This window comes from Enterobacter sp. DC4 (assembly GCF_000568095.1).
In the GTDB taxonomy this organism is placed as follows: Bacteria; Pseudomonadota; Gammaproteobacteria; order Enterobacterales; family Enterobacteriaceae; genus Enterobacter; species Enterobacter pseudoroggenkampii.
In genome coordinates, this window is record NZ_AZUB01000003.1 from 51732 (window position 1) to 73307 (window position 21576).

The following is a 21576-nucleotide window of genomic DNA, read 5'->3' on the forward strand; positions in this document are numbered from 1 at the left end:
AAAGGGCACGGCGAACCGTGCCCGGACAGAGATTAGAAGCGGAAGGTCGCGGTAGCAACAACCTGACGTTCAGCACCCCAGAAGCAGCCGTAGGTGTTGAAGCAGCTGGCAACGTACTCACGATCGAACAGGTTGTTCACGTGCAGCGCCACGTTCGAGCCTGCCATGCCAACGCGTGCCAGATCGTATCTGACCAGCGCATCGACAACGGTGTAGCTGCCCACCTTGAAGGAGTTCGCCGGATCGCCATAGCTGGAACCCGTGTAACGCACGCCGGTACCCAGCGTCAGGCCAGACAGTGGGCCATCAAACATCGTGTAATCACCCCAAACGGATGCCATGTGTTTTGGCACCTGAGCTGGCGTGTTGCCTTTGTAGTTCGTATCGGTGGTGTATTCCGCATCGGTATAGGTATAGGAGCCGACGACGTTCACGCTTGCAGAGAGGGCCGCTTTCGCTTCCAGCTCTACGCCACGCGCGCGGATTTCACCGCCTTCAACGGAGAAGAAGGATCCCGCCGGGTCCGCCATCAGGTTGTTGGTTTTGGTCAGCTGGTATACCGCACCGGTAACAACGATCGGACGATCGTTCGGTACGTATTTCACGCCCGCTTCGTACTGTTTGCCTTTGGAAGGCGAGAACAGTTTACCCTGGGCATCGGTCTGCGAAGCCGGTTCAAACGATTCGCTGTAGCTAAAGTACGGGGTGACACCGTTATCAAACAGGTAGTTAACGCCGCCGCGCCAGGTGAACTGGGTGTCATCACGTTTGGAAGTGGTGTTCGTCACGCGGTTGTAGGATTCCTGATCGGCCCAATCATAACGGCCGCCCAGGGTTACCAGGACCTTATCCCACTGCGCCTGATCCTGAACGTAGAGTCCCGTCTGTTTCTGACGGTTAAGGATCTGATACGGGCCGGAGTTTGCCGGGTCTTTTGCACCAAAATCAAAATCGCTGTTCACCGGATGGTAGAGATCCAGCAGCGGAACAGAGTCGTCATAGCCAAACCAGGAGTTGATGTCGTTACGCATACGCATAAAGTCAACGCCGGTCAGCAGGATGTGGTCCACCTCACCCGTAGCGAATTTGCTCTGCAGCTGAGTATCAACGGTGAAGTTCTGCAGTTTTTCATTATCGACAACGTATTTACGCGCCAGATAATGGCCTTTGTCCGATGGCGCTAACGCCGCGCACTGCTTGTTGCCGCTGTTCGCCGGGTCGGTACAGACACCATAGCCGTATACGCTGTTTTGCGAAGTTTTGTTCTCAGCAAAGCGCAGGTTCTGGCGCACGGTAAAGGTATCGTTGAAGGCGTGGTCGAAGCTGTATCCCACCATTTTCTGGTTACGGGAGTAGGTGTTGTTCTTCGCGCCTTCGTTGAAGTTCGTCGGCAGACGATCGCCATTCGGCAGCGGATCAACCGTTCCCTCTTTTGGCAGCCAGCCGTAGTAGCCTGTCTCAGGCTCGTTCTGGAAGTATGAGAGGAACGTGAAGGTGGTTTTATCATCCGGACGCCAGGAGAAAGAAGGCGCGATGGCATAACGCTGCTCACCTTTGCCTTCCTGCTGCGAGTTGTTCGAACGTGCAACGCCCGTTAAGCGATAAGAGTAAACGCCGTCATCGTCGATCGCATCGCTGAAGTCAAAGCCGGTCTGAAACAGGCTGTCGGTGCCCATTTTGAACTGCACTTCTTTCAACGGCTCGGTCGTTGGGCGCTTGCTGACCATGTTCAGCAAGCCGCCAGGGCTGCTTTTACCGTACAGAACCGAAACCGGGCCGCGCATGATCTCAGCACGCTCCAGCATATAAGGGTCAATCACCGCGTCGTTATAGAAGTTGCCTTGCATCTTCATACCGTCGAGGTAGTTATTCTGGGTCTGACCGTCGGCCGCGAAACCGCGAATGACCAGGTAGTCATAGGTGTTAGACGCGCCACGCGTACCCACCGCAACACCCGGCGTGTAGCTCAGGGCTTCTTTCACCGAGCGTGGCTGGTGCAGCGCCATCTCTTCAGCGGTCACCACGGAAATAGACTGAGGAACCTTTTGAATCGGAGTATCCGTCTTGGTCCCGGTCGCCGATTGCCGTGCAGCGATGGTCGCCGCCGGTCCCCAGGCACTCTCCTGTGCCGCAGGTGCTGCGGTTACCGTGATGGTTTCTTCTTTTTTCGGGGTTTCGGCCGCATGAGCATACGCGGACATGCCGGCAACCGCTGTGGCGACGACGACCGCGAGTTTACGCAGCGACGTGTTCATTGGCTGAGCAGTATTGGAAAGCGCCATGATGTTTCTCTGATGGAAAAGTGAATGATAACGTAAACGAGAATTATTATTATGAGCGCCAGAATAATATGCGAAACGCGGGTTGCATAGCAAGCAGTAAGCAGCCCTACAAGATTTAAGGGTTTAAGAATTAACCAGATGAAAAGAGAGGGTTAATGAGGATAGCGAAATGATCGCTTATGACCCGTCAAAACGGGTCAAAGTGGCTTAGCGGTAGAAGACCTCAAAGGTGGCAACGGCGTTCACCTTTCCGGCTTTAACGTCGCCGGTTTTGATGTAGCGCGCCTGCAGGGGGATCTCCGCCACTTCATTGGCACGAGTGCTGCTGATGGCGGTATAAGTCTGGTCAAAGTTCAGCACGGTGTCCTTGTTATCCAGAATCTGGATCCCTACCCCGCTTGCGGCGCCGTCACCAGCGGCAATATCCAGAATATTTCCGTTCGTAACTCCCGTAGAGCCTGCGCTGGTAAACTGATAATCGATCTGAGTGCCTTCATGACAATCGGTAATTTCAATTTTAAAACCACCGTCCGTGAGGATATCGGAATATGGGCCGTCAAAATCACTGGCGTGAACAGTTTTCAGCGGCACATAGATATTTTTATCCACCAGATTACAGGTGTTGGTCTGAATATGAACGCTGGTGGGTGAAACGAGCAGTTGGGCAACCACGTCGCTGCCATACTTCTCTTCTGAAGTCAGGCGGGATGTATCAAGGTAGCCCTCTTCCACCTTCCCGGTGACCACCAGTTGCATCGCGGCATGAAAAACCGTGTCAAATGCTATTGCCCCCCCACCATAGCTGTAAAAGTGCATGGGGGTAATAATATCACTGGTGGTATAGGAGGTATTTCGATCCTGCGCCTGTGCCATACGGATGCCAATGCCGGGCACGTTGGTTTGATATACCCCTTCCAGCACATCACTACGGGCATCGGCATCCGTCAGGCTGGTGTAACCTTTGTATTTATTGCCAACGGATGAACAGGTTATTTTAATTTCGCCACTATCCAGCGTCTGCTCAAAAACAATAGTACCCACTGCGGTATCTGGCTCGAGCTGCAGGCTGGCGGGTAGCTGAAAGATCATTGTCCCGGGCTTGCCATCATGGGTGCATGAGGAGCCGGCGAAAGCAGGCTGCACAATGCCGAGCAGCGTCATAAAGAGTATCGTAATACCTAACCGTTGGAACGAAATTAACGTTTTCACCTGTCACCTTTGTCTAACGGCAAGTTACCGTGGTTTTATAAATGGAAGCCGCATTGTCTGCAGGAACGTTAAACGTACCGCGACATTGCTCCTCGCGCCCGTCTCCCCACTGGACGTTAAATGACACGATGTCTCGTAAGCCGGTCAGCCACACTTCACCATCGTCGCCTACAATGGCCGTGGTGTTATCCAGAGACACAATGGCGCCAAAGGGCACCGCTTTTCCCTGGTACAGCAGGGTAATCAGCGCTCTCATCCCAACTCTGGCGTCAAAATTCGCTGTCACCGCTGCGCCTTTCGTCGGCACGAGATCCTGCGTTGCGGTCTCTATCTCAATATCTTCCCGATCCTGTGTGTTCACAGTCACCGTGTTGTGACGGTAGGCGGTGAGCGTTGGCACAATAGCGTTGCCAAATGCATCGGTGTAAATGCCCCGGCCGTTTTGCACTTTGACGTTGTCACCGCCTTTGATATGCACAATGGCGAAGGCATCCCGTACAGATTGCCCAAGCGTCACGCCATGTTCATGTGCGACGACAGATCCACGCGCACTGTAGTTCCACTGCTGATTGCTGCCAGCATAGCTGTAACCTAACCCCACCTCTCCCGCCGAGCCACGGTAGCGGCCTGATACGCTCGCACCATAACCGGTGTTATTGCTGGTGTAGCTCTGCTGCAGGTTATAGCTGAGGTTATTGTTTTCCAGCGCGGTGCCGCCAATCCCTAACTGATGCGATGTGTAGCCGCCGCTGGCAGTATTTGCGCTATAGGTTGCCCAGGAATTTGGCAGCCAGTGGGAGAGCGGAATATTAACCGTCAGTGCCATCTGCCTGTCCTGCCCGGCATTTGGCGTCCGGGTCAGGTTATAACTGACCGACCAGGAGATATCACGCCAGCTTGAACTTAATCCGGCGCTTACGCTGCGTTCATGGCCATCCATATCCCAGTAGTTCTGCTGGTAGCCGTTGAGATAGGCGGATCCCCACTCCCCCAAACGCTGGGAGAGATTCACCTGCATTCGGCTGCGGCGGTTATTCGTTCGGCGGTAGGTATAGATCCCGTCATCAATCTGGCTATCGCGCTGGTCGATGGCTTCCTGGAAGGTATAAAACCCGGACGTGGAGTAGCGATAGCTGGCAAGCGTTACCGTTGTGTCCGTATCCGGGATATCTTTTGAGTATTGAGAGCGTACCGACAGACCGCGGGCATCCGCGCGGCCATCATCGAAGGCGGTACGCGCGGCAGTGACATCCACCGACGCCGAACCAAAACGGCCTAAATCAGCGCCGATACCCGCCAGCAAAGCATGATACAACGACGCCCCCAGCGCCCCCGTGTAAACCGTCACACCGTAAGGGAGCCCGTAGATCGCCGTGCCCTGCGCAAATGCAGGTTCCTCTTCTCCTTCGTTGCCCCGAAACGTCCCTGCCGCCAGGGCATATTTAAACGCGCCTTCACGCTGCAAAACAGGCACAGAGGCGCTGGCCTGAATAAAACTGTGCTCGCTGCCGTCCGCCTCTTCGACGGTGACTTCGAGATCGGCGCCGGAAGTTACCTGGCTTAAATCACGGATTTCAAACGGGCCGGGAGAGACATTGGTCTGATAAACGGTGTAACCGTTTTGCTTGATCGTAACTTTTGCGTCGCTGTTGGCTATCCCACGGACCACCGGAGCGAACCCCTGCTGGCTGCTCGGCAGCATGGAGGTATCGGTTTCCAGCTTCACGCCCGTCATTTGCACGCTATCAAAAAGCTCCCCGCTGGTGGCGGTCTGACCGATCTCCAGCTGACTTTTCAGCGCCTTAATGTCGCGCTGCACACTTGTGCTGATGGCATCCCAACCGGATGAATCGCTCCAGGTGCTGCTGTTGCGAAGGCGCCATGCGCCAAGATTGATGCCGGAGTCCAGGCCAAGCCATGTCGATGAGGTTTTACCGGAATCAGTTTGCTGCTGTGACCCGCTCAACTGATAGCTGGCCCAGGCCGCTGACGCGCCATCGTCCCAGTATTTCGGGTTGATGGCGCCTGCCGCCGCCTGGTCACGGTAGATCTGTGGAATGACCAGGTTCAGGGTCTGGTTATCCTGGTTGAAATCGTAGCGAGCCTGGTCAATAAAACGCGAGATATCATCGACCAGCACACCATCATCCAGGTCTTTCATATCCGGCAAGGTATCCACTTTAACACCCAAATCGCGCAGATCGGCTTTGGTTAACTGGGGAAGCAGATGCTGTTTGTCGTCGGACAGCGCGAAAGCAAGGGTTCGCTTATCCAACACATCTTTACCCCAAATAATGGTTGTCGGGTAATTTCCGGCTAACAAGCTGTTGTTGCCGATGAAATTCTTTAAGGTCGAGGTATTTTCCAGTGGCGTATCCAGTTCAAGAATACGCAGGTTAAACTCATCATCTGCACTCGCTGGCTGGCATAACGCTAGCAACGCTAACGTTAATCCGTTCAAAACCGTCCTGTAGAGTGAAGAAGATGACATAACATACCAACATGATGAGTTATAAGGCCTGTTGCTTCTGGCGGGTTTGGGCACCAAAATCGCTGATTGCCGTCCAGCGAACCGTACCGCTTGCCCCCTTTGGCAAGGCAAATGCTTTCTCACTGAAAGGCGCGACCATCATTGAAATAGCACCGGGTGAGTCTTTACTTTCCACGACCGGTACCGCTTTGCCCCCGACGGACAGCTCGCCAAAAGAGACATAAAATGGCGTCGGATTTTTCGCGATGAGCTGCGTTCCCTGTCGACGGAAGGTGACTTTCTCCCAGGCCTGCAGCGCGTCAGCTTCCTTCAGATTTGCCGGACGCCAGAACAGTTTGAGGCGTGTCTTCATCGCAAACTGAAGTGTGTTTTTCTCTTTCAACTCTGGTGTAATCGCTGATACGGATTTCACATTGGCCACAAACAGCGATTCCCGATCGCCCGGCAATGCGTTCTTATCACCGGTATAAATAATATGCAGGAGCGTCTGACGGTTTTCTTGCAGCTTATAAACGGGCGGAGTGATAACGAAAGGGGCTTTTGTATCATTCAGATAGCTGACCCAACTCTGAACCAAATAACGGGTATGCGGATCTTTATTTTTGAGGGCTATTTGTACCTCAGATTTATTGGAAGGGTAAATAATTCGGGTTCCCCCCAATACAATGCTGGCCTGAGCTGAACAGCAACTAATCAATAAACATCCACACAATATTTTTAAACATGAGTTCATAACATTATTAAATCCAATAAGGGCAGCCGGGATGGCTGCCCAAAGAGGCTTAGCGATACATTACCTCGAAGGTGGCTGAAGCCGAGTAATGGCCCGCCGTGGGTACCTCATCTCCAACCTGAATAACGTTCGCGGTATAATTGAATACTGAGGCGCTGGCACCAGTAGGGTCGTTCGCCACATCGGTTGAACTGTCTGGCACGGAACCGTTAAAGAGCACATCACCTTTCGCGCCATTGTTATTGGCAACCGTGATACCGACATTGGTCGCATTACCGGCACCAGACAGATCGTTTTGCAGGCGCTTATAGGCTGCATCCGTTGTGGTACCACTAAATTTCAGGTTGAGATTTGCAACCAGCGGGTCGCATTTTGACACCTCAATTTTGAAATCTTTTGAAGTACCTATTTTTCCATCTGTCCCGTAATCGGAGGGATAGGTATCAGCAAACGTGACGGTCGATACCGTTGCACCTGAATCATCAACATTCACTTCACAGGTATCCGCGACAATTTTTCCGGCGAAATTAACCGTGCCAGAATCGCTTGCCATTACTGGCATCGCTAATGTTGCTAAAAGACTGGCGGAAACAAGAGAATGCACAATCTGTTTTTTCATAAAATATTCCTTATTAAAGACCAATATACGCTTCCATTCCAGACTACAATATCGGGTCAGAACGTTAATTATGCTGAAATAAAAACTCAACTTTATTTCGTGGTCTTATTAAATCAGGATTTTCTCTATCCCGTCTACCGTGTAAAATTCAAAAAAAACGCACAACATCATTAACCAGCTGTTTTTAAACCACAAAAAATGCAATTAAATATTCTTAAATAGAATTTTATAAAAATTAAATTAAGGAAATCCATTCAACTCATGAATAATACACTCAAAAAAAAAGCCGCTTCGAAATGAAGCGGCTTTATGTTTTAGCATGAAAATCAGTTCCCGCCGAACATATCCTTGATCCAGCCGGCTACGCCGTCGCTGTCTTTCTTCTCATTCTGCTGCTGCGGCTGTTGTTGCGGCTGCTGCGGTTGAGAGGACTGATCGAACGGGTTGCCCGTCGGCTGTTCAGGCTGGCTCTGCTGGCACAGGGAATCCGGGTTGGTTGTCCAGACCGGCAGGGTACGCATTCCGCCGCCGCAGACAAAGTTACCGGAACTGTCCACGCCCATATCCACGATATCTTCCGGTGCAACGAGGTTCAGCGGCACCGGTGACTGATTGGCCAGATAGCGCTGGTAAATCGACATCGCCCCGCTCGCCCCGTACAGCTTGGTCGGCTGGTTGTTGTCGCGGCCTACCCAGGTGATCACCACTTCGCGGCCATCAATACCGGCAAACCAGGTATCGACGTTGTTGTTGGTGGTCCCGGTTTTACCCGCCAGATGCAGACCCGGATACTTCGCCCCCAGCTGACGCCCGGTACCACGCTGCACCACCTGCTGCATCGTCCATAGCGTCATATAAGCCGCCTGCGCAGGAACGGCACGCTCCGCCTGCGGGAAGCTCTGATATAGCACGGAGCCATCTTCGGCAATCACTGAACGCAGGGCAGACAGTGGTGCGCGGTTACCGCCGCTGGCAATGGTCTGGAACGCCTGGGCGACTTCGATCGGGGTCAGGTTAAGCGCCCCGAGGATCATTGCCGGCACCGGGTGCAGCTGATCTTTCGATACGCCCAGTTTTTGCCAGGTGTCGACAATCGCTGGCAGTCCCAGCGACATGCCCAGGTTAACGGTTGGTACGTTCATGGAACGCGTTAACGCATCCACCAGCATCACCTGACCGCTGAACTGTTTATCATCGTTCTGCGGTGACCACACCTGGCCGTTAGGCTGGCGCAGGGAGATCGGCGCATCCGCAATCCAGGTATTCAGACGATACTGGTTTGGCTGGCTCAGGGCAGTGAGATAGGTCGCCGGTTTTGCCAGAGAACCGATCGATCGACGCGCCTGCATGGCACGGTTGTAGCCTGCAAACTGCGGCTCGGCACCGCCCACCATCGCGCGAACTTCGCCGGAGTTACGGTCAACCACCACCATCGCGGTTTCAAGATCGGAGAGCTTACGCTGTTTCTTCAGCGCCGGAATGCCTTCCACCGCCGCTTTTTCTGCCGCATCCTGCGCCACGGAGTCAAAGGTGGTGAAGATCTTCACGCCGGAGAGATCTTTGACCTTATCGCCAAGCTTGCTTTGAAGCTCCTGACGCACCAGTTGCATAAACGCAGGCTGAGGCGAAATCACACCGCCGCGCGGCTGAACGCCAAGCGGACGTGCGCTCAGCATGTCGTACAGCTCCTGGTCAATCACCTGCTGTTGTTGCAGCAGACGCAGCACCAGGTTACGACGCTCCAGCGCCAGTTTCGGGTTACGCCACGGGTTATAGATGGACGCCCCTTTCACCATGCCCACCAGCAGCGCCTGCTGATCCAGGCTCAGCTCTTCCACCGGACGACCAAAGTAGTACAGGCTCGCCAGCGGGAAGCCGCGGATTTCGTTATCGCCGCTCTGACCGAGATATACCTCGTTCATATACAGCTCAAGGATACGATCCTTGCTGTAGCGCGCATCCATCAGCACGGCCATGTAGGCTTCGTTCGCTTTACGCCAGTAAGAGCGTTCACTGGAGAGGAACAGGTTCTTCACCAGCTGCTGGGTCAGCGTACTCGCGCCCTGTACGGTACGGCCGGCAGTCAGGTTAGCCAGCACCGCACGACCAATCGAATAGAGGCTGATGCCATCATGCTCGTAGAAGTGGCGGTCTTCGGTTGCCAGCAGTGTATCGACCAGCAGATCCGGGAAGCCGTTACGCGCCACGAACAGGCGCTGCTCGCCGTTTGCTGACGAAAGCATGGTGATCAGACGCGGATCGAGACGGAAGAAACCAAACTGACGGTTGTTATCCATGTTCTCGATGGTATCCAGACGATCGCCGTCAAAGGTCAGACGCGCGCGCACCTGCCCCTCTTTGCTGTCCGGGAAATCAAACGGACGACGGATCATCTCAATGCTGTTGGACTGCACGGTAAATTCGCCAGGCCGCGTCATTTTTGACACCTGACGATACTGGGTGGCTTCGAGCAGTTTAACCATCTCGTTCTTCGTGATGGACATATCTGGCTCAAGGTTCACCATACGGCCATACACTGCCGCAGGTAACTGCCAGACTTTACCGTCGATACGGCTGCGGATCTTCTGATCCAGATACACGCCGTAAATCGCCATCAGCACGACAAAAACAATGAACAGCTTCAGCAGCAGCCAGAACCAGCCGCGCTTGCCCCGAGGCTTACGCCCTTTGCCTTTTCCATTACGCGGCATCGGTTCTTCATCCTCATAATCGTCTTCATAGTCATCGTCATAGTCCTCATCTCTGAGGCGACGACGGCTTACCTTTTCTTTCGCCGGACGCGTTGGTTTTCCCTTACGTCCTATTGGCTCGCGGTCATTCCCCGCCATGCTTTTTCTCCGCAACTTTCAGGCGCAAAGGCCAGATTTTCTTTTCTTTCACAGGCCTGTGAAAGAAGAAATCTCTCAAAATTTGTTTTCTCCCTCTCCCTGTGGGAGAGGGCTGGGGTGAGGGCATCAGGCCGCACATCCCTTTCAGGAATACTTCTTCGTCCGCCTCGTCGGCGCCGTATTCGCCGGATCGTCCGGCCAGACATGTTTGGGGTATCGCCCCTTCATCTCTTTTTGCACTTCACGGTAGCTTCCCGCCCAGAACGCCCCCAAATCTCGGGTGATTTGTAATGGACGATGCGCAGGCGACAGCAGCTCAAGCACTAACGGCACACGCCCTTCCGCAATGGACGGCGTGGTGGCCTCACCAAACATCTCCTGCATCCGAACCGCCAGCGCCGGCGGATTATCCTCATGATAACGGATGGCAATCCGGCTTCCGGTGGGCACAGTGTAATGCCCTGGCAGTTCACTATCCAGACGTTGACGTAATGACCAGTCCAGTAAATTCTGTAACGCGACCTTAACATCAAGGGCTTTCAGCGCCCGAAGCGAGTGAACACCGTGCATTTGCGGCAGCAGCCAGCGCTCCAGAGAGCCCAGCAATGTCTCATCATCGACTGCGGGCCAGGCATACTCCGGTAGCCAACGTGCGGCACAATGCAGGCGAAGACGATACTGTTCAGCCTCTGGTGACCAGTTCAGCACGCCTAATCCTTTTTCCCGAATGCCGTTCAGCATAGCCTGATGAAGCTCTTCTTCCGACGGCTTCGCCAGCGACTTCGTCCCGAGGGTCAGTTTACCAATCTGGCTACGCCGAAACGCCTTCAGCGTACCCTGTGCATCATCCCACTCGACGATATCCGATTGCTGAAGCAGCTGCGGACAGGTACGGGTCAGGGCGTCAATATCTATGGCTATCGCCTGCAGGATACGCGCATCCGGGGAGTGACTCCCCTGCAGCAGGAGCGGCGCAATCAGCCACTCGTGACGCGTCAGCGCATCATCGCTGTCCAGCATCGCCCCCATGCCGTTTGCCAGCTGGTAGCGACCGTCCAGCCCGCGCCGACGCGCAATCCTGTCCGGAAACGCCTGCGCCAGCAACCGAGGAATACTCTCACTGTCTGGTACGCCGCCGCGGCTGTTAAGCCGTTTACCGAGCTGCTGCGCCCGCTGCTGCCAGTTCCCCTGACTGCGCGAAAACGCCTGCCCCAGATCGCTGCTGCCACCGCGCGGCGGCTCCTCAAGAATAGCCGCCAGTTTGGCCGCCGTGGCAATTTCATCGTCCCCCTGCGCGGCCGCCAGCATCGCGGCCAGACGCGGATCGTTGCCCAGTGCCGCCATTTTCTGGCCGCGCACCGTCAGACGCTCGCTTTCCAGCGCGCCAAGCTGGGTCAGCAGATTGCGCGCAGCGGCGAGATTCACGGCAGGCGGAGAATCAAGCCAGGTAAGCTGTCCAGGATCCGGGCAGCCCCACTGAAGCAGATCCATCACCAGGCCCGACAAATCACTTTGTAAAATTTCCGGCGTGCTTTGCTGTGCAGCGCGTTCAGCCTGTTCCGCGCTGGTCAAATGCAAGCAGATACCCGGCTCAAGACGCCCCGCGCGGCCCGCGCGCTGCACCATCGACGCCTGGCTAATGCGTTGCGTCAGAAGTTTAGTCAGCCCGGTACGCGGGTCAAAGCTTGCCACCCTCTCCTGGGCGCTATCCACCACCAGGCGAATCCCTTCAATGGTCAAACTGGTTTCAGCGATGTTGGTTGCCAGCACCACCTTGCGCTGCCCCACCGGGGCCGGAAGGATGGCTTTACGCTGGTCCTGGAGCGACAGCGCGCCGTAAAGCGGACACAGCAGCACATCACCGCCTACGCGGGTAGAAAGCTGCTCCTGCACGCGCTGGATCTCACCGACACCCGGCAAAAACAGCAGCAGGGAACCGGGCTCCTGGCGCAGCAGCTCAGCGGTGGCAATGGCGACCGCCTCGTCAAAACGCTGGTAGGAGGGAAGCGGTTGATAGCGGCGTTCAACCGGAAACGCCCGCCCTTCAGAGCTGATGACCGGTGCATCGGGTAGCGCCTGCCGTAGCCGCTCGTTATCCAGCGTGGCCGACATAATCAGCAGCCGGAGATCGTCACGCAGTCCCTGCTGAACGTCCAGCAACAGCGCGAGGGCCAGATCCGCCTGCAGGCTGCGCTCGTGGAATTCATCCAGGATCACCAACCCGATGCCGGTCAGCTCCGGATCGTTTTGCAGCATGCGGGTGAGAATACCCTCGGTGACCACTTCGAGGCGCGTGCTCGGCCCCACGCAGGTCTCGGCGCGCATCCGGTAACCTACCGTTTCGCCCGGTTTTTCATTGAGCAGTTCCGCCAGACGCTGCGCCACGTTGCGCGCGGCCAGCCTGCGCGGCTCCAGCAGGATAATTTTCCCGCTGATGTTCCCGTCTTTCAGAATCTGCAGCGGCAGCCAGGTGGACTTCCCCGCACCCGTCGGGGCATTCAGCAAAACCTGCGGGGCATGATGTAAGGCAGCGAGAAGGTCAGGAAGAACGACGGTGACCGGCAATGAGGACACTAACAGCTCCAGAGGGTTAACATTAGTCGGCGTACATTGTAGCATCGGCGCATATCATTACCGAGTCCTCCGTATGCCTGAGTCGAAACGGCTGTTTTTTGCCATTGAATTGCCCACCGCGATACAGCGTCAAATTGTTCGCTGGCGCGCCGATCGCTTCCCGCCGGAAGCCGGTCGCCCTGTCGCGGCCGCCAACCTGCACCTGACGCTGGCCTTTTTGGGCGACGTCAGTGCCGAAAAGCAGCGGGCGTTAGCCGCAATGGCCGGGCGTATTGCCCAGCCTGAATTTACGCTGCACCTCGACGACGCGGGTCAGTGGCTGCGTTCGCGCGTGGTCTGGCTGGGCACGCGCCAGCCTCCGCGCGGATTATTGCAGCTGGCGAACATGCTGCGCGCGCAGGCGGCGCGCAGCGGCTGTTATCAGAGCCCACAGCCGTTTCATCCACATATCACGCTGCTGCGCGATGCCGGTCAGGCCGTTGCTATCCCGCCGCCGGGTTTTCACTGGGCCTTTCCGGTCAACGGATTCGCGCTTTACGAATCCGTCTTTGCACAGGGACGCACCCGCTATACGCCGCTACAGCGCTGGACGCTGGGCAACACCGAAAGGAATTCTGATGAAGTTTAGTCCCCCCCTGCAGCACGCTACGCTTATCCAACGCTACAAACGCTTCCTCGCCGACGTGATCACCCCCGAAGGGGTGCAGCTCACCCTGCACTGCCCTAATACCGGTGCCATGACGGGCTGTGCGACGCCGGGTGACAGGGTCTGGTATTCCACATCAGAAAATACTAAACGCAAATATGCCCATACCTGGGAAATGACCGAAACCCAAAACGGGGCATTTATTTGCGTTAACACCCTGCGCGCAAATCAACTGGTTAAGGAAGCGCTGACCCATGGCACCATTCCTGAACTGGTCGGTTATGGCACGCATAAAAGTGAAGTGAAATATGGCGATGAAAGCAGCAGAATTGACTTCATGTTACAGGCGGAAGACAGGCCGGAGTGCTATATTGAAGTGAAATCAGTGACGTTAGCGGAGCAGGAAAATGGCTACTTCCCGGATGCGGTAACGCTACGTGGCCAGAAGCATCTGCGAGAGCTAATGAGTGTTGCGGCGGCGGGCAAACGCGCCGTATTGCTGTTTGCGGTGTTGCATTCAGCCATTGAACGTTTCTCCCCTGCCCGCCATATTGATCCTAAATACGCGCAATTGTTGAATGAGGCACAAAAGCAGGGGGTAGAGGTTTTCGCTTATAAAGCGGAACTTTCTGCCGATAATATGACTCTGAGATCCTCTCTTCCCATTGTCTTATAAGGGATTAGACGATTGACGATTAAGTGTTCTGGCCGCGTGCGCAAATACGCTTTTCCTCACAGGCTTGTCAAGTGTTACGTTTAGATAATTGCCATCCGGAAAAGCATCTGCTATTTATAGCGACCTGATTTTTCCCCCAACACGGGGATCGATAGTGCGTGTTAAGGAGAAGCAACATGCAAGAAGGGCAAAACCGTAAAACATCGTCCCTGAGTATTCTCGCCATCGCTGGGGTGGAGCCGTATCAAGAGAAGCCGGGCGAAGAGTATATGAACGAAGCCCAGCTGTCGCACTTCAAGCGTATTCTTGAAGCATGGCGTAATCAACTCAGGGATGAAGTCGATCGCACCGTTACTCATATGCAGGATGAAGCTGCTAACTTCCCGGATCCGGTAGACCGTGCCGCTCAGGAAGAAGAGTTCAGCCTCGAACTGCGTAACCGTGACCGCGAACGCAAACTGATCAAAAAGATCGAGAAAACGCTGAAAAAAGTCGAAGACGAAGATTTTGGCTACTGCGAATCCTGCGGTGTTGAAATCGGTATTCGTCGCCTGGAAGCGCGTCCAACCGCCGATCTGTGCATCGACTGTAAAACGCTGGCCGAAATCCGCGAAAAACAGATGGCCGGTTAATACCAGCGCTGTTTACACACTCTAAAGGCGGGAGTCTCTCCCGCCTTGTTACTGTTGATATGTCTGAATCACACTATATTGGGCGCTTCGCGCCATCTCCTTCCGGTGAATTACACTTCGGCTCATTAATTGCCGCGCTCGGCAGCTACCTGCAGACTCACGCCCGCCAGGGAAAATGGCTCGTCCGCATTGAAGATATTGACCCTCCGCGTGAAGTTCCCGGTGCTGCAGAGAGCATTCTGCGTCAGCTGGAACATTACGGTCTTCACTGGGATGATGAGGTGCTGTGGCAGTCAAAACGTCACGAGGCTTATCGGGAACGTCTGGCCTGGCTTCGCGCACAGGGGCTTTCCTATAACTGCACCTGCACCCGCGCGCGTATCCAGAGCGCAGGCGGCGTCTATGACGGCCACTGCCGCACGCTTAATCTTCCTTCGGAAAATGCCGCCGTGCGTATAAGGCAGCACTCCCCGGTGACGCGTTTTACCGATTTACTCTCCGGTGAGATTCATGCCGATGAACGTCTGGCGCGTGAGGATTTTATTATTCACCGTCGCGATGGCCTGTTCGCCTATAACCTGGCCGTGGTGGTGGACGATCATTTCCAGGGCGTGACGGAAATTGTGCGCGGGGCGGATCTGGTCGAGCCGACCGTGCGACAAATCTCGCTGTATCACCAGTTTGGCTGGACGGCGCCGGACTACATTCATCTGCCGCTGGCGGTCAATGCGCAGGGCTTTAAATTGTCAAAGCAGAACCACGCCCCGGCCCTGCCAGACGGCGATCCGCGTCCTGTTTTGATCGACGCGCTGCGATTTCTCAACCAGAATGTAACCAACGAATGGCAGGATCTGCGTATTGACGAACTGCTGAAAATGGCCGTTGCCAACTGGACGCTCGCGGCAGTGCCAAAAATCCAGCATTCTCAAATGCGTTGCGCTGAGCTATGATTAGCCGCTTTTTTCATAACAAAACACACTACGAGGTGTACCATTTTTACCCGAGTCGCTAATTTTTGCCGTAAAGTGCTAAGCCGCGAAGAGAGCATGGCGAACGATGCTATTGCACAGCCACACATGTCGGTTATTCCGCGTGAGCAGCACACTATTTCCCGCAAAGATATCAGTGAAAATGCCCTCAAGGTGCTCTATCGTCTGAATAAAGCGGGCTACGAGGCCTATCTCGTGGGCGGTGGAGTGCGTGATTTACTGCTGGGCAAAAAACCAAAAGATTTCGACGTGACGACCAGCGCCACGCCTGAGCAGGTGCGCAAATTATTCCGTAACTGTCGTCTCGTTGGCCGCCGTTTCCGTCTGGCTCACGTGATGTTTGGGCCGGAAATTATCGAAGTGGCGACCTTCCGCGGCCACCACGAAGCGGGTGCGTCCGATCGCACGACGTCACAGCGCGGCCAGAACGGTATGCTGCTGCGCGACAATATCTTCGGATCCATCGAAGAAGATGCCCAGCGTCGCGACTTCACCATCAATAGCCTTTATTACAGCGTGGCGGATTTCACCGTGCGCGATTACGTCGGCGGCATGCAGGACCTGAAAGAAGGTCTGATCCGTCTGATCGGCACGCCGGAAACGCGCTACCGTGAAGATCCCGTGCGTATGCTGCGCGCCGTGCGTTTCGCCGCCAAGCTGGATATGCGCATCAGCCCGGAAACGGCAGAGCCGATCCCGCGTCTGGCAACGCTGATTAACGACGTGCCGCCTGCTCGCCTGTTTGAAGAGGCGCTGAAGCTGCTGCAGGCCGGCCACGGCTTTGAAACCTATAATCTGCTGCGCGAATACAACCTGTTCCAGCCGCTGTTCCCAACCATTACCCGCTACTTCACCGAAAACGGTGACAGCCCAATGGAGCGGATGATTGCGCAGGTGCTGAAAAATACCGATACCCGTATTCGCAACGACATGCGCGTCAATCCGGCGTTCCTGTTTGCCGCGATGTTCTGGTATCCGCTGCTGGAAACGGCACAGCGTATTACCCAGGAGAGCGGGCTCGCCTATTACGATGCGTTCGCGCTGGCCGCCAACGACGTGCTGGACGAAGGCTGCCGCACGCTCGCCATTCCGAAACGTATTACCACCCTGGTGCGCGACATCTGGCAGCTTCAGCTGCGCATGTCCCGTCGTCAGGGCAAACGCGCCTGGAAGCTGATGGAGCATCCTAAATTCCGTGCTGCCTTCGATCTGCTGTCGCTGCGTGCAGAAATTGAACGCAACCAGGAGCTGCAGCGTCTGGCGCAGTGGTGGGCTGAATTCCAGGTTTCCGCCCCGCCGGAGCAAAAAGATATGCTCACCGGGCTGGATGAAGAGCCGGAACCGCGTCGCCGTCATCGTCGTCCGCGCAAACGCGCGCCGCGTCGTGAAGGGACAGCATGACCCTCGCGTATATCGCCATCGGCAGCAATTTAGCCTCTCCGCTGGAGCAGGTGAATGCTGCCGTACAGGCGCTGGGCGAGATTCCGCAAAGCAAAATCGTGGCGGTCTCCTCGTTCTACCGCACGCCGCCGCTGGGGCCGCAGGATCAGCCCGATTACCTCAACGCCGCCGTGGTGCTTGAGACTGAACTGGGTCCAGAAGCGCTGCTGGACAATACCCAGCGCATCGAACTGCAGCAGGGCCGCGTACGCAAAGCCGAACGCTGGGGACCGCGCACGCTGGACCTCGACATTATGCTGTTTGGTCACGAGACGATTAACACTGAACGTCTCACCGTTCCGCATTACGATATGAAAAATCGCGGGTTTATGCTCTGGCCGCTCTATGAAGTCGCCCCCAATCTCATCTTCCCGGATGGCACCTCACTTAAGTCCATTCTGGACAACCTCAACGCGGAAAAACCCGCTCGCTGGTGATCGGGTTCCCCTGTCAATTAGCCTCAAAATAATTGTGGCTAATCGTTTACCTAAAATCATTGTTCCCTCGAATGTTACTGTTAGAATGCGCAAAGATTCGCTTTTGGGCTATCAGGAAACAGTATGAAACCAACCACCATCTCCTTACTGCAGAAATGCAAACAGGAAAAAAAACGCTTCGCCACCATCACCGCGTATGACTACAGCTTCGCCAAACTGTTTGCCGAAGAGGGGATCAACGTCATGCTGGTCGGAGATTCGTTAGGGATGACGGTACAAGGACATGATTCCACCCTGCCGGTGACGGTTGAGGATATCGCTTACCATACCCGCGCCGTGCGCCGTGGCGCCCCAGCCTGCCTGCTGCTTTCCGATCTGCCGTTTATGACCTATGCCACGCCGGAACAGGCATTCGAAAACGCGGCGGCAGTGATGCGCGCCGGTGCCAATATGGTCAAAATTGAAGGCGGTGCCTGGCTGGTTGATACGGTGAAGATGCTCACCGAACGCGCCGTGCCGGTCTGCGGCCATTTAGGCCTGACGCCGCAATCCGTGAATATCTTCGGCGGCTATAAGGTACAGGGCCGCGGCGATGCAGCCCAGACGCTGCTGGATGATGCCCTGGCGCTGGAAGCCGCAGGTGCCCAGCTGCTGGTGCTGGAGTGCGTGCCGGTTGAGCTGGCGAAACGCATCACCGACGCGCTGTCCATTCCGGTGATTGGTATTGGTGCAGGCAACGTCACCGACGGTCAGATTCTGGTGATGCACGACGCCTTCGGTATCACCGGCGGACACATCCCGAAATTTGCTAAAAATTTCCTCGCCGAAGCGGGCGACATGCGCGCTGCGGTCAGGCAGTATATTGCCGACGTTGAATCCGGTGTTTACCCGGGTGAAGAACACAGTTTCCATTAAGGAGTCTCGTTGTGCTAATCATTGAAACCCTGCCGCTGCTGCGCCAGCATATCCGCCGCGCGCGTCAGGAAGGTAAACGTATCGCACTGGTCCCGACCATGGGCAATCTGCATGACGGCCACATGAAGCTCGTCGACGAAGCCCGCGCGCGGGCAGATATCGTGGTGGTCAGTATCTTCGTGAACCCCATGCAGTTTGACCGCGCAGACGATCTGGCGCGCTACCCGCGTACCCTGCAGGAAGATTGCGAGAAGCTCAAAAAACGCCACGCGGATATCGTCTTCTCACCTGCACCAGCGGATGTTTATCCGCAGGGTACCGAAGAGGCAACCTACGTTGACGTCCCGGGCATTTCCACCATGCTCGAAGGCGCCAGCCGCCCGGGTCATTTCCGCGGCGTGTCCACCATCGTCAGCAAGTTGTTCAACCTGGTGCAGCCGGACGTTGCCTGTTTTGGTGAGAAAGATTTCCAGCAGCTGGCGCTGATCCGCAAGATGGTCGCGGATATGGGTTACGATATCGAGATTGTCGGCGTACCGATTGTACGTGCCAAAGACGGACTGGCGCTCAGCTCGCGTAATGGCTACCTGACCGCCGAACAGCGTAAAATCGCGCCGGGTCTCAGCAAGGTCATGAACACCATGGCAGAGCAGATGCTGGCAAAAGAGTTAACAGCAGAAGAGATTATCGCCCTTGCCGAGCAGGCGCTGAACGATAAAGGCCTTCGTGCTGACGACGTACAAATTCGTGATGCTGATACGCTGCTGGAATTAACCCAGAACAGCAAGCGCGCAGTCATCCTGGTGGCGGCCTGGCTAGGTCAGGCGCGTCTGATCGACAATAAAGTGGTTGAGCTGGCGTAGTTCCTTTCACCCTTGATAATTATAGGTAAACGTAATGATTCGCAAAATGCTGCAAGGTAAGCTTCACCGTGTGAAAGTCACCCAGGCCGACCTGCACTATGAAGGCTCCTGCGCCATTGACCAGGATTTCCTTGATGCAGCAGGTATCCTCGAAAACGAAGCGATTGATATCTGGAACGTGAATAACGGTAAACGCTTCTCTACCTACGCGATTGCCGCCGAGCGCGGGTCTAAAATCATCTCCGTTAACGGCGCAGCCGCGCACTGTGCAGACGTGGGCGACATTGTGATTATCGCCAGCTTCGTGATGATGTCTGACGAAGAAGCCCGCCGCTGGCAGCCTAAAGTGGCCTACTTCGAAGGCGACAATGAAATGAAGCGCACCGCAAAGGCGATTCCGGTTCAGGTTGCCTGATAATTCATATTACCAAACTCATTCGCGAAATATAATTATCGCGAATGAGTTATTATTTTAGCCCCGTCAGTTAAGTCATTCTCCCACGCATTGCACGCAAAAAACATTCCTCGCACCAATATAAAAACCTCAAATTAGCCTCCTTAAGACATTCTTAAATTCCTTTTAAAATAAACTAACCGTCCACACTATTCCTATCCCTAAAAATCGCGGATAAAATCAGCCCCGAAATAATATTTCACCCATAGAGCAAGCATATATATGTTTGCTTATCATTATATACACGATATGGATATTAAAATGTCTTTTAAGAAATATGGTTTAGCAGTTGCAATGGCAATGGTAATGAGCGCAGGTTCAGCTGTAGCAGCTGACTCTGATACCGGTACAATTACTTTCCATGGTATGGTTTCTAATAACACCTGCCAGATCTCCCTGGATCAGAAAATTGACCAGAACGGCAACGATTTCGACGTCACGCTGGATACCGTGTACGTGAAAGATTTCGCTAACGCACTGGGTACAACCAGCACCCTGGGTGAAAAGAAATTCAGTCTGTCCCTGACCGGTTGCGACACTGCAACGGTTAAAGATGCGTCTGCACAGTTCTCCTCATGGGCGGGTTCCTCCTCTACTGAAGGCGGCCTGCTGGTTCCACCATCAAACAGCCAGGGTGCTGCTCAGAACGTAAACCTGGTGCTGTCGAACGACGGTAACTCCGCAACCGACCAGATCAAAGTTGACCAGACCAACAACACTCAGAAAGCCACTGTCGATGCTTCCGGTGCAGGCAACCTGTACTACCGCGTAGCGTATACGCAGGGCCAGAACTGGGATGCATCTGCTAACCCAGTGACCGTAGGTACCGTGCAGGCACAGGTTGCCTTCACCATGATCTACGAATAATAGCGTTATATTTCGCTGGTAAATCAATCCCTCGGTGAATACCGGGGGATAGTTCATTTAATTCCAACAGGAAGTGGAAAAAATGTTTAAAGCATTTGTATTTAAAGGATTAAAATCCGCGTTCGTCGCGACTGCATTATTAACAGCATTCGCTGCTAATGCTGATATCGTCATTTCAGGCACTCGCGTTATTTACCCGCAATCATCCAAAGATGTGATCGTTAATCTCGACAACCACGGCGATAAACCCCTGCTCGTTCAGACATGGCTGGACGACGGTCGTGATGGCGTGAACCCTGAAGAACTTAAGCTACCGTTTGTGATTACCCCTCCGGTATCACGTATCGATCCGAAAAAAGGCCAGTCCGTTCGTGTCACCTACACGGGGGGATCTTTACCGCAAGACCGCGAATCCCTTTTCTGGTTCAACGTACTGGAAATCCCGCCAAAATCAAAAGTGGTTAAGGCAGAAAACCTTAATCAGCTTCAGCTGGCATTCCGCACCCGTATTAAATTTTTCTATCGTCCTGAAGCAATGAAAGGATCACAAGGTGAAGCGGCTGCCGCATTAACCTGGTCGCAGAAAAAAGAGGGAAATACCCTTCAGCTGATTGCGCACAACAATTCGCCTTATCATATTTCACTTTCCTCAGTGAAATTAAAAGTGGGAGAGAAAAATTACGATGTTGTGCATCAGACAGTTAAACCGTTCAGCGACGCACAAATGGTTGTTAAAGGATTGACGTCGGCCACAACCGGGACAGTTCTGTTCGATTCAATTAATGATTTCGGTGGTACAGATAAGCTCGAAAAAAGCCTGAAATAATCTGCACACTCTGAATACCAGTAACAATTGATAGCATAAATTCTGCGGATAATATTTTATCCGCTCTAATTATA

General features: G+C 54.5%; 18 protein-coding genes. 11 read left to right on the plus strand and 7 right to left on the minus strand.

All coding sequences use genetic code 11. The annotated features are described in order from the left end of the window. Positions 1-32 precede the first annotated feature (32 nt). The 7 genes from fhuA to hrpB all read right to left on the minus strand — a co-directional run bounded on the left by fhuA (position 33) and on the right by hrpB (position 12757). Complete coding sequence (gene fhuA / locus P349_RS14530; RefSeq protein ID WP_032649743.1) at positions 33-2282, minus strand: ferrichrome porin FhuA; 2250 nt, start codon at positions 2280-2282, stop codon at positions 33-35. Positions 2283-2489: 207 nt separating this feature from the next. Further along, entirely contained in the window at positions 2490-3491 is a 1002-nt protein-coding gene (locus tag P349_RS14525; RefSeq protein ID WP_238550748.1) for a fimbrial protein, read from the minus strand. A 13-nt stretch (positions 3492-3504) separates the two neighbouring features. Beyond that, complete coding sequence (locus tag P349_RS14520; protein WP_032649745.1) at positions 3505-5982, minus strand: fimbria/pilus outer membrane usher protein; 2478 nt, start codon at positions 5980-5982, stop codon at positions 3505-3507. Positions 5983-6001: 19 nt separating this feature from the next. Further along, on the minus strand, positions 6002-6715 hold the full coding sequence (locus P349_RS14515; protein WP_071995291.1) for a fimbrial biogenesis chaperone: 714 nt from the start codon (positions 6713-6715) through the stop codon (positions 6002-6004). Positions 6716-6764: 49 nt separating this feature from the next. Beyond that, positions 6765-7334, minus strand: coding sequence for a fimbrial protein (locus tag P349_RS14510; protein WP_032649749.1), 570 nt, complete (start codon positions 7332-7334; stop codon positions 6765-6767). Between the two features lie 326 nt (positions 7335-7660). Continuing rightward, the gene (gene mrcB, locus P349_RS14505) at positions 7661-10183 is read right to left on the minus strand and encodes a bifunctional glycosyl transferase/transpeptidase (protein WP_032649751.1); all 2523 of its coding nucleotides are present in this window, start codon (positions 10181-10183) and stop codon (positions 7661-7663) included. A gap of 144 nt (positions 10184-10327) precedes the next feature. Then, positions 10328-12757, minus strand: coding sequence for an ATP-dependent helicase HrpB (gene hrpB / locus P349_RS14500; RefSeq protein WP_032649753.1), 2430 nt, complete (start codon positions 12755-12757; stop codon positions 10328-10330). 73 nt (positions 12758-12830) lie between these two features. On the opposite strand from hrpB, the gene thpR reads away from it, so the two are divergent. The 11 genes from thpR (at position 12831) to P349_RS14445 (ending at position 21502) form a co-directional block, all read left to right on the plus strand. Then, positions 12831-13385 carry an RNA 2',3'-cyclic phosphodiesterase gene (gene thpR / locus P349_RS14495; RefSeq protein ID WP_032649754.1) on the plus strand — a complete coding sequence of 185 codons (555 nt, stop codon included), beginning with the start codon at positions 12831-12833 and terminating at the stop codon, positions 13383-13385. Next, complete coding sequence (gene sfsA, locus P349_RS14490) at positions 13375-14079, plus strand: DNA/RNA nuclease SfsA (protein ID WP_032649756.1); 705 nt, start codon at positions 13375-13377, stop codon at positions 14077-14079. Before thpR ends, sfsA begins: the two co-directional genes overlap by 11 nt. 176 nt (positions 14080-14255) lie before the next feature. Beyond that, positions 14256-14711, plus strand: coding sequence for an RNA polymerase-binding protein DksA (dksA, locus tag P349_RS14485; protein ID WP_001155232.1), 456 nt, complete (start codon positions 14256-14258; stop codon positions 14709-14711). A gap of 59 nt (positions 14712-14770) precedes the next feature. Beyond that, entirely contained in the window at positions 14771-15661 is an 891-nt protein-coding gene (gene gluQRS / locus P349_RS14480) for a tRNA glutamyl-Q(34) synthetase GluQRS (protein ID WP_032649757.1), read from the plus strand. A 42-nt stretch (positions 15662-15703) separates the two neighbouring features. Then, entirely contained in the window at positions 15704-17101 is a 1398-nt protein-coding gene (gene pcnB / locus P349_RS14475; RefSeq protein ID WP_073961632.1) for a polynucleotide adenylyltransferase PcnB, read from the plus strand. Next, positions 17098-17577, plus strand: a complete 480-nt coding sequence (gene folK, locus P349_RS14470; RefSeq protein ID WP_032649759.1) for a 2-amino-4-hydroxy-6-hydroxymethyldihydropteridine diphosphokinase — start codon at positions 17098-17100, stop codon at positions 17575-17577. Before pcnB ends, folK begins: the two co-directional genes overlap by 4 nt. Before the next feature lie 123 nt (positions 17578-17700). Then, entirely contained in the window at positions 17701-18492 is a 792-nt protein-coding gene (panB, locus tag P349_RS14465) for a 3-methyl-2-oxobutanoate hydroxymethyltransferase (protein ID WP_032649761.1), read from the plus strand. Positions 18493-18503: 11 nt separating this feature from the next. After that, the gene (panC, locus tag P349_RS14460) at positions 18504-19355 is read left to right on the plus strand and encodes a pantoate--beta-alanine ligase (RefSeq protein WP_008501942.1); all 852 of its coding nucleotides are present in this window, start codon (positions 18504-18506) and stop codon (positions 19353-19355) included. A gap of 34 nt (positions 19356-19389) precedes the next feature. Next, the gene (gene panD / locus P349_RS14455) at positions 19390-19770 is read left to right on the plus strand and encodes an aspartate 1-decarboxylase (protein WP_003856284.1); all 381 of its coding nucleotides are present in this window, start codon (positions 19390-19392) and stop codon (positions 19768-19770) included. A gap of 300 nt (positions 19771-20070) precedes the next feature. Beyond that, a complete protein-coding gene (locus P349_RS14450) occupies positions 20071-20676 on the plus strand; it encodes a fimbrial protein (RefSeq protein ID WP_032650069.1) in 606 nt (201 codons plus the stop codon). An 82-nt stretch (positions 20677-20758) separates the two neighbouring features. Continuing rightward, positions 20759-21502 carry a fimbrial chaperone gene (locus P349_RS14445; protein ID WP_032649762.1) on the plus strand — a complete coding sequence of 248 codons (744 nt, stop codon included), beginning with the start codon at positions 20759-20761 and terminating at the stop codon, positions 21500-21502. The last annotated feature ends 74 nt before the right edge of the window (positions 21503-21576 follow it).

Coding starts and splice junctions, on each gene's coding strand:
- panB (WP_032649761.1), top strand. CDS start 17,701: ATGAAACCAACCACCATCTCCTTACTGCAGAAATGCAAACAGGAAAAA.
- P349_RS14510 (WP_032649749.1), bottom strand. CDS start 7,334: ATGAAAAAACAGATTGTGCATTCTCTTGTTTCCGCCAGTCTTTTAGCA.
- thpR (WP_032649754.1), top strand. CDS start 12,831: ATGCCTGAGTCGAAACGGCTGTTTTTTGCCATTGAATTGCCCACCGCG.
- P349_RS14520 (WP_032649745.1), bottom strand. CDS start 5,982: ATGTCATCTTCTTCACTCTACAGGACGGTTTTGAACGGATTAACGTTA.
- gluQRS (WP_032649757.1), top strand. CDS start 14,771: ATGTCTGAATCACACTATATTGGGCGCTTCGCGCCATCTCCTTCCGGT.
- sfsA (WP_032649756.1), top strand. CDS start 13,375: ATGAAGTTTAGTCCCCCCCTGCAGCACGCTACGCTTATCCAACGCTAC.
- folK (WP_032649759.1), top strand. CDS start 17,098: ATGACCCTCGCGTATATCGCCATCGGCAGCAATTTAGCCTCTCCGCTG.
- P349_RS14450 (WP_032650069.1), top strand. CDS start 20,071: ATGTCTTTTAAGAAATATGGTTTAGCAGTTGCAATGGCAATGGTAATG.
- panD (WP_003856284.1), top strand. CDS start 19,390: ATGATTCGCAAAATGCTGCAAGGTAAGCTTCACCGTGTGAAAGTCACC.
- mrcB (WP_032649751.1), bottom strand. CDS start 10,183: ATGGCGGGGAATGACCGCGAGCCAATAGGACGTAAGGGAAAACCAACG.
- P349_RS14445 (WP_032649762.1), top strand. CDS start 20,759: ATGTTTAAAGCATTTGTATTTAAAGGATTAAAATCCGCGTTCGTCGCG.
- P349_RS14515 (WP_071995291.1), bottom strand. CDS start 6,715: ATGAACTCATGTTTAAAAATATTGTGTGGATGTTTATTGATTAGTTGC.
- dksA (WP_001155232.1), top strand. CDS start 14,256: ATGCAAGAAGGGCAAAACCGTAAAACATCGTCCCTGAGTATTCTCGCC.
- fhuA (WP_032649743.1), bottom strand. CDS start 2,282: ATGGCGCTTTCCAATACTGCTCAGCCAATGAACACGTCGCTGCGTAAA.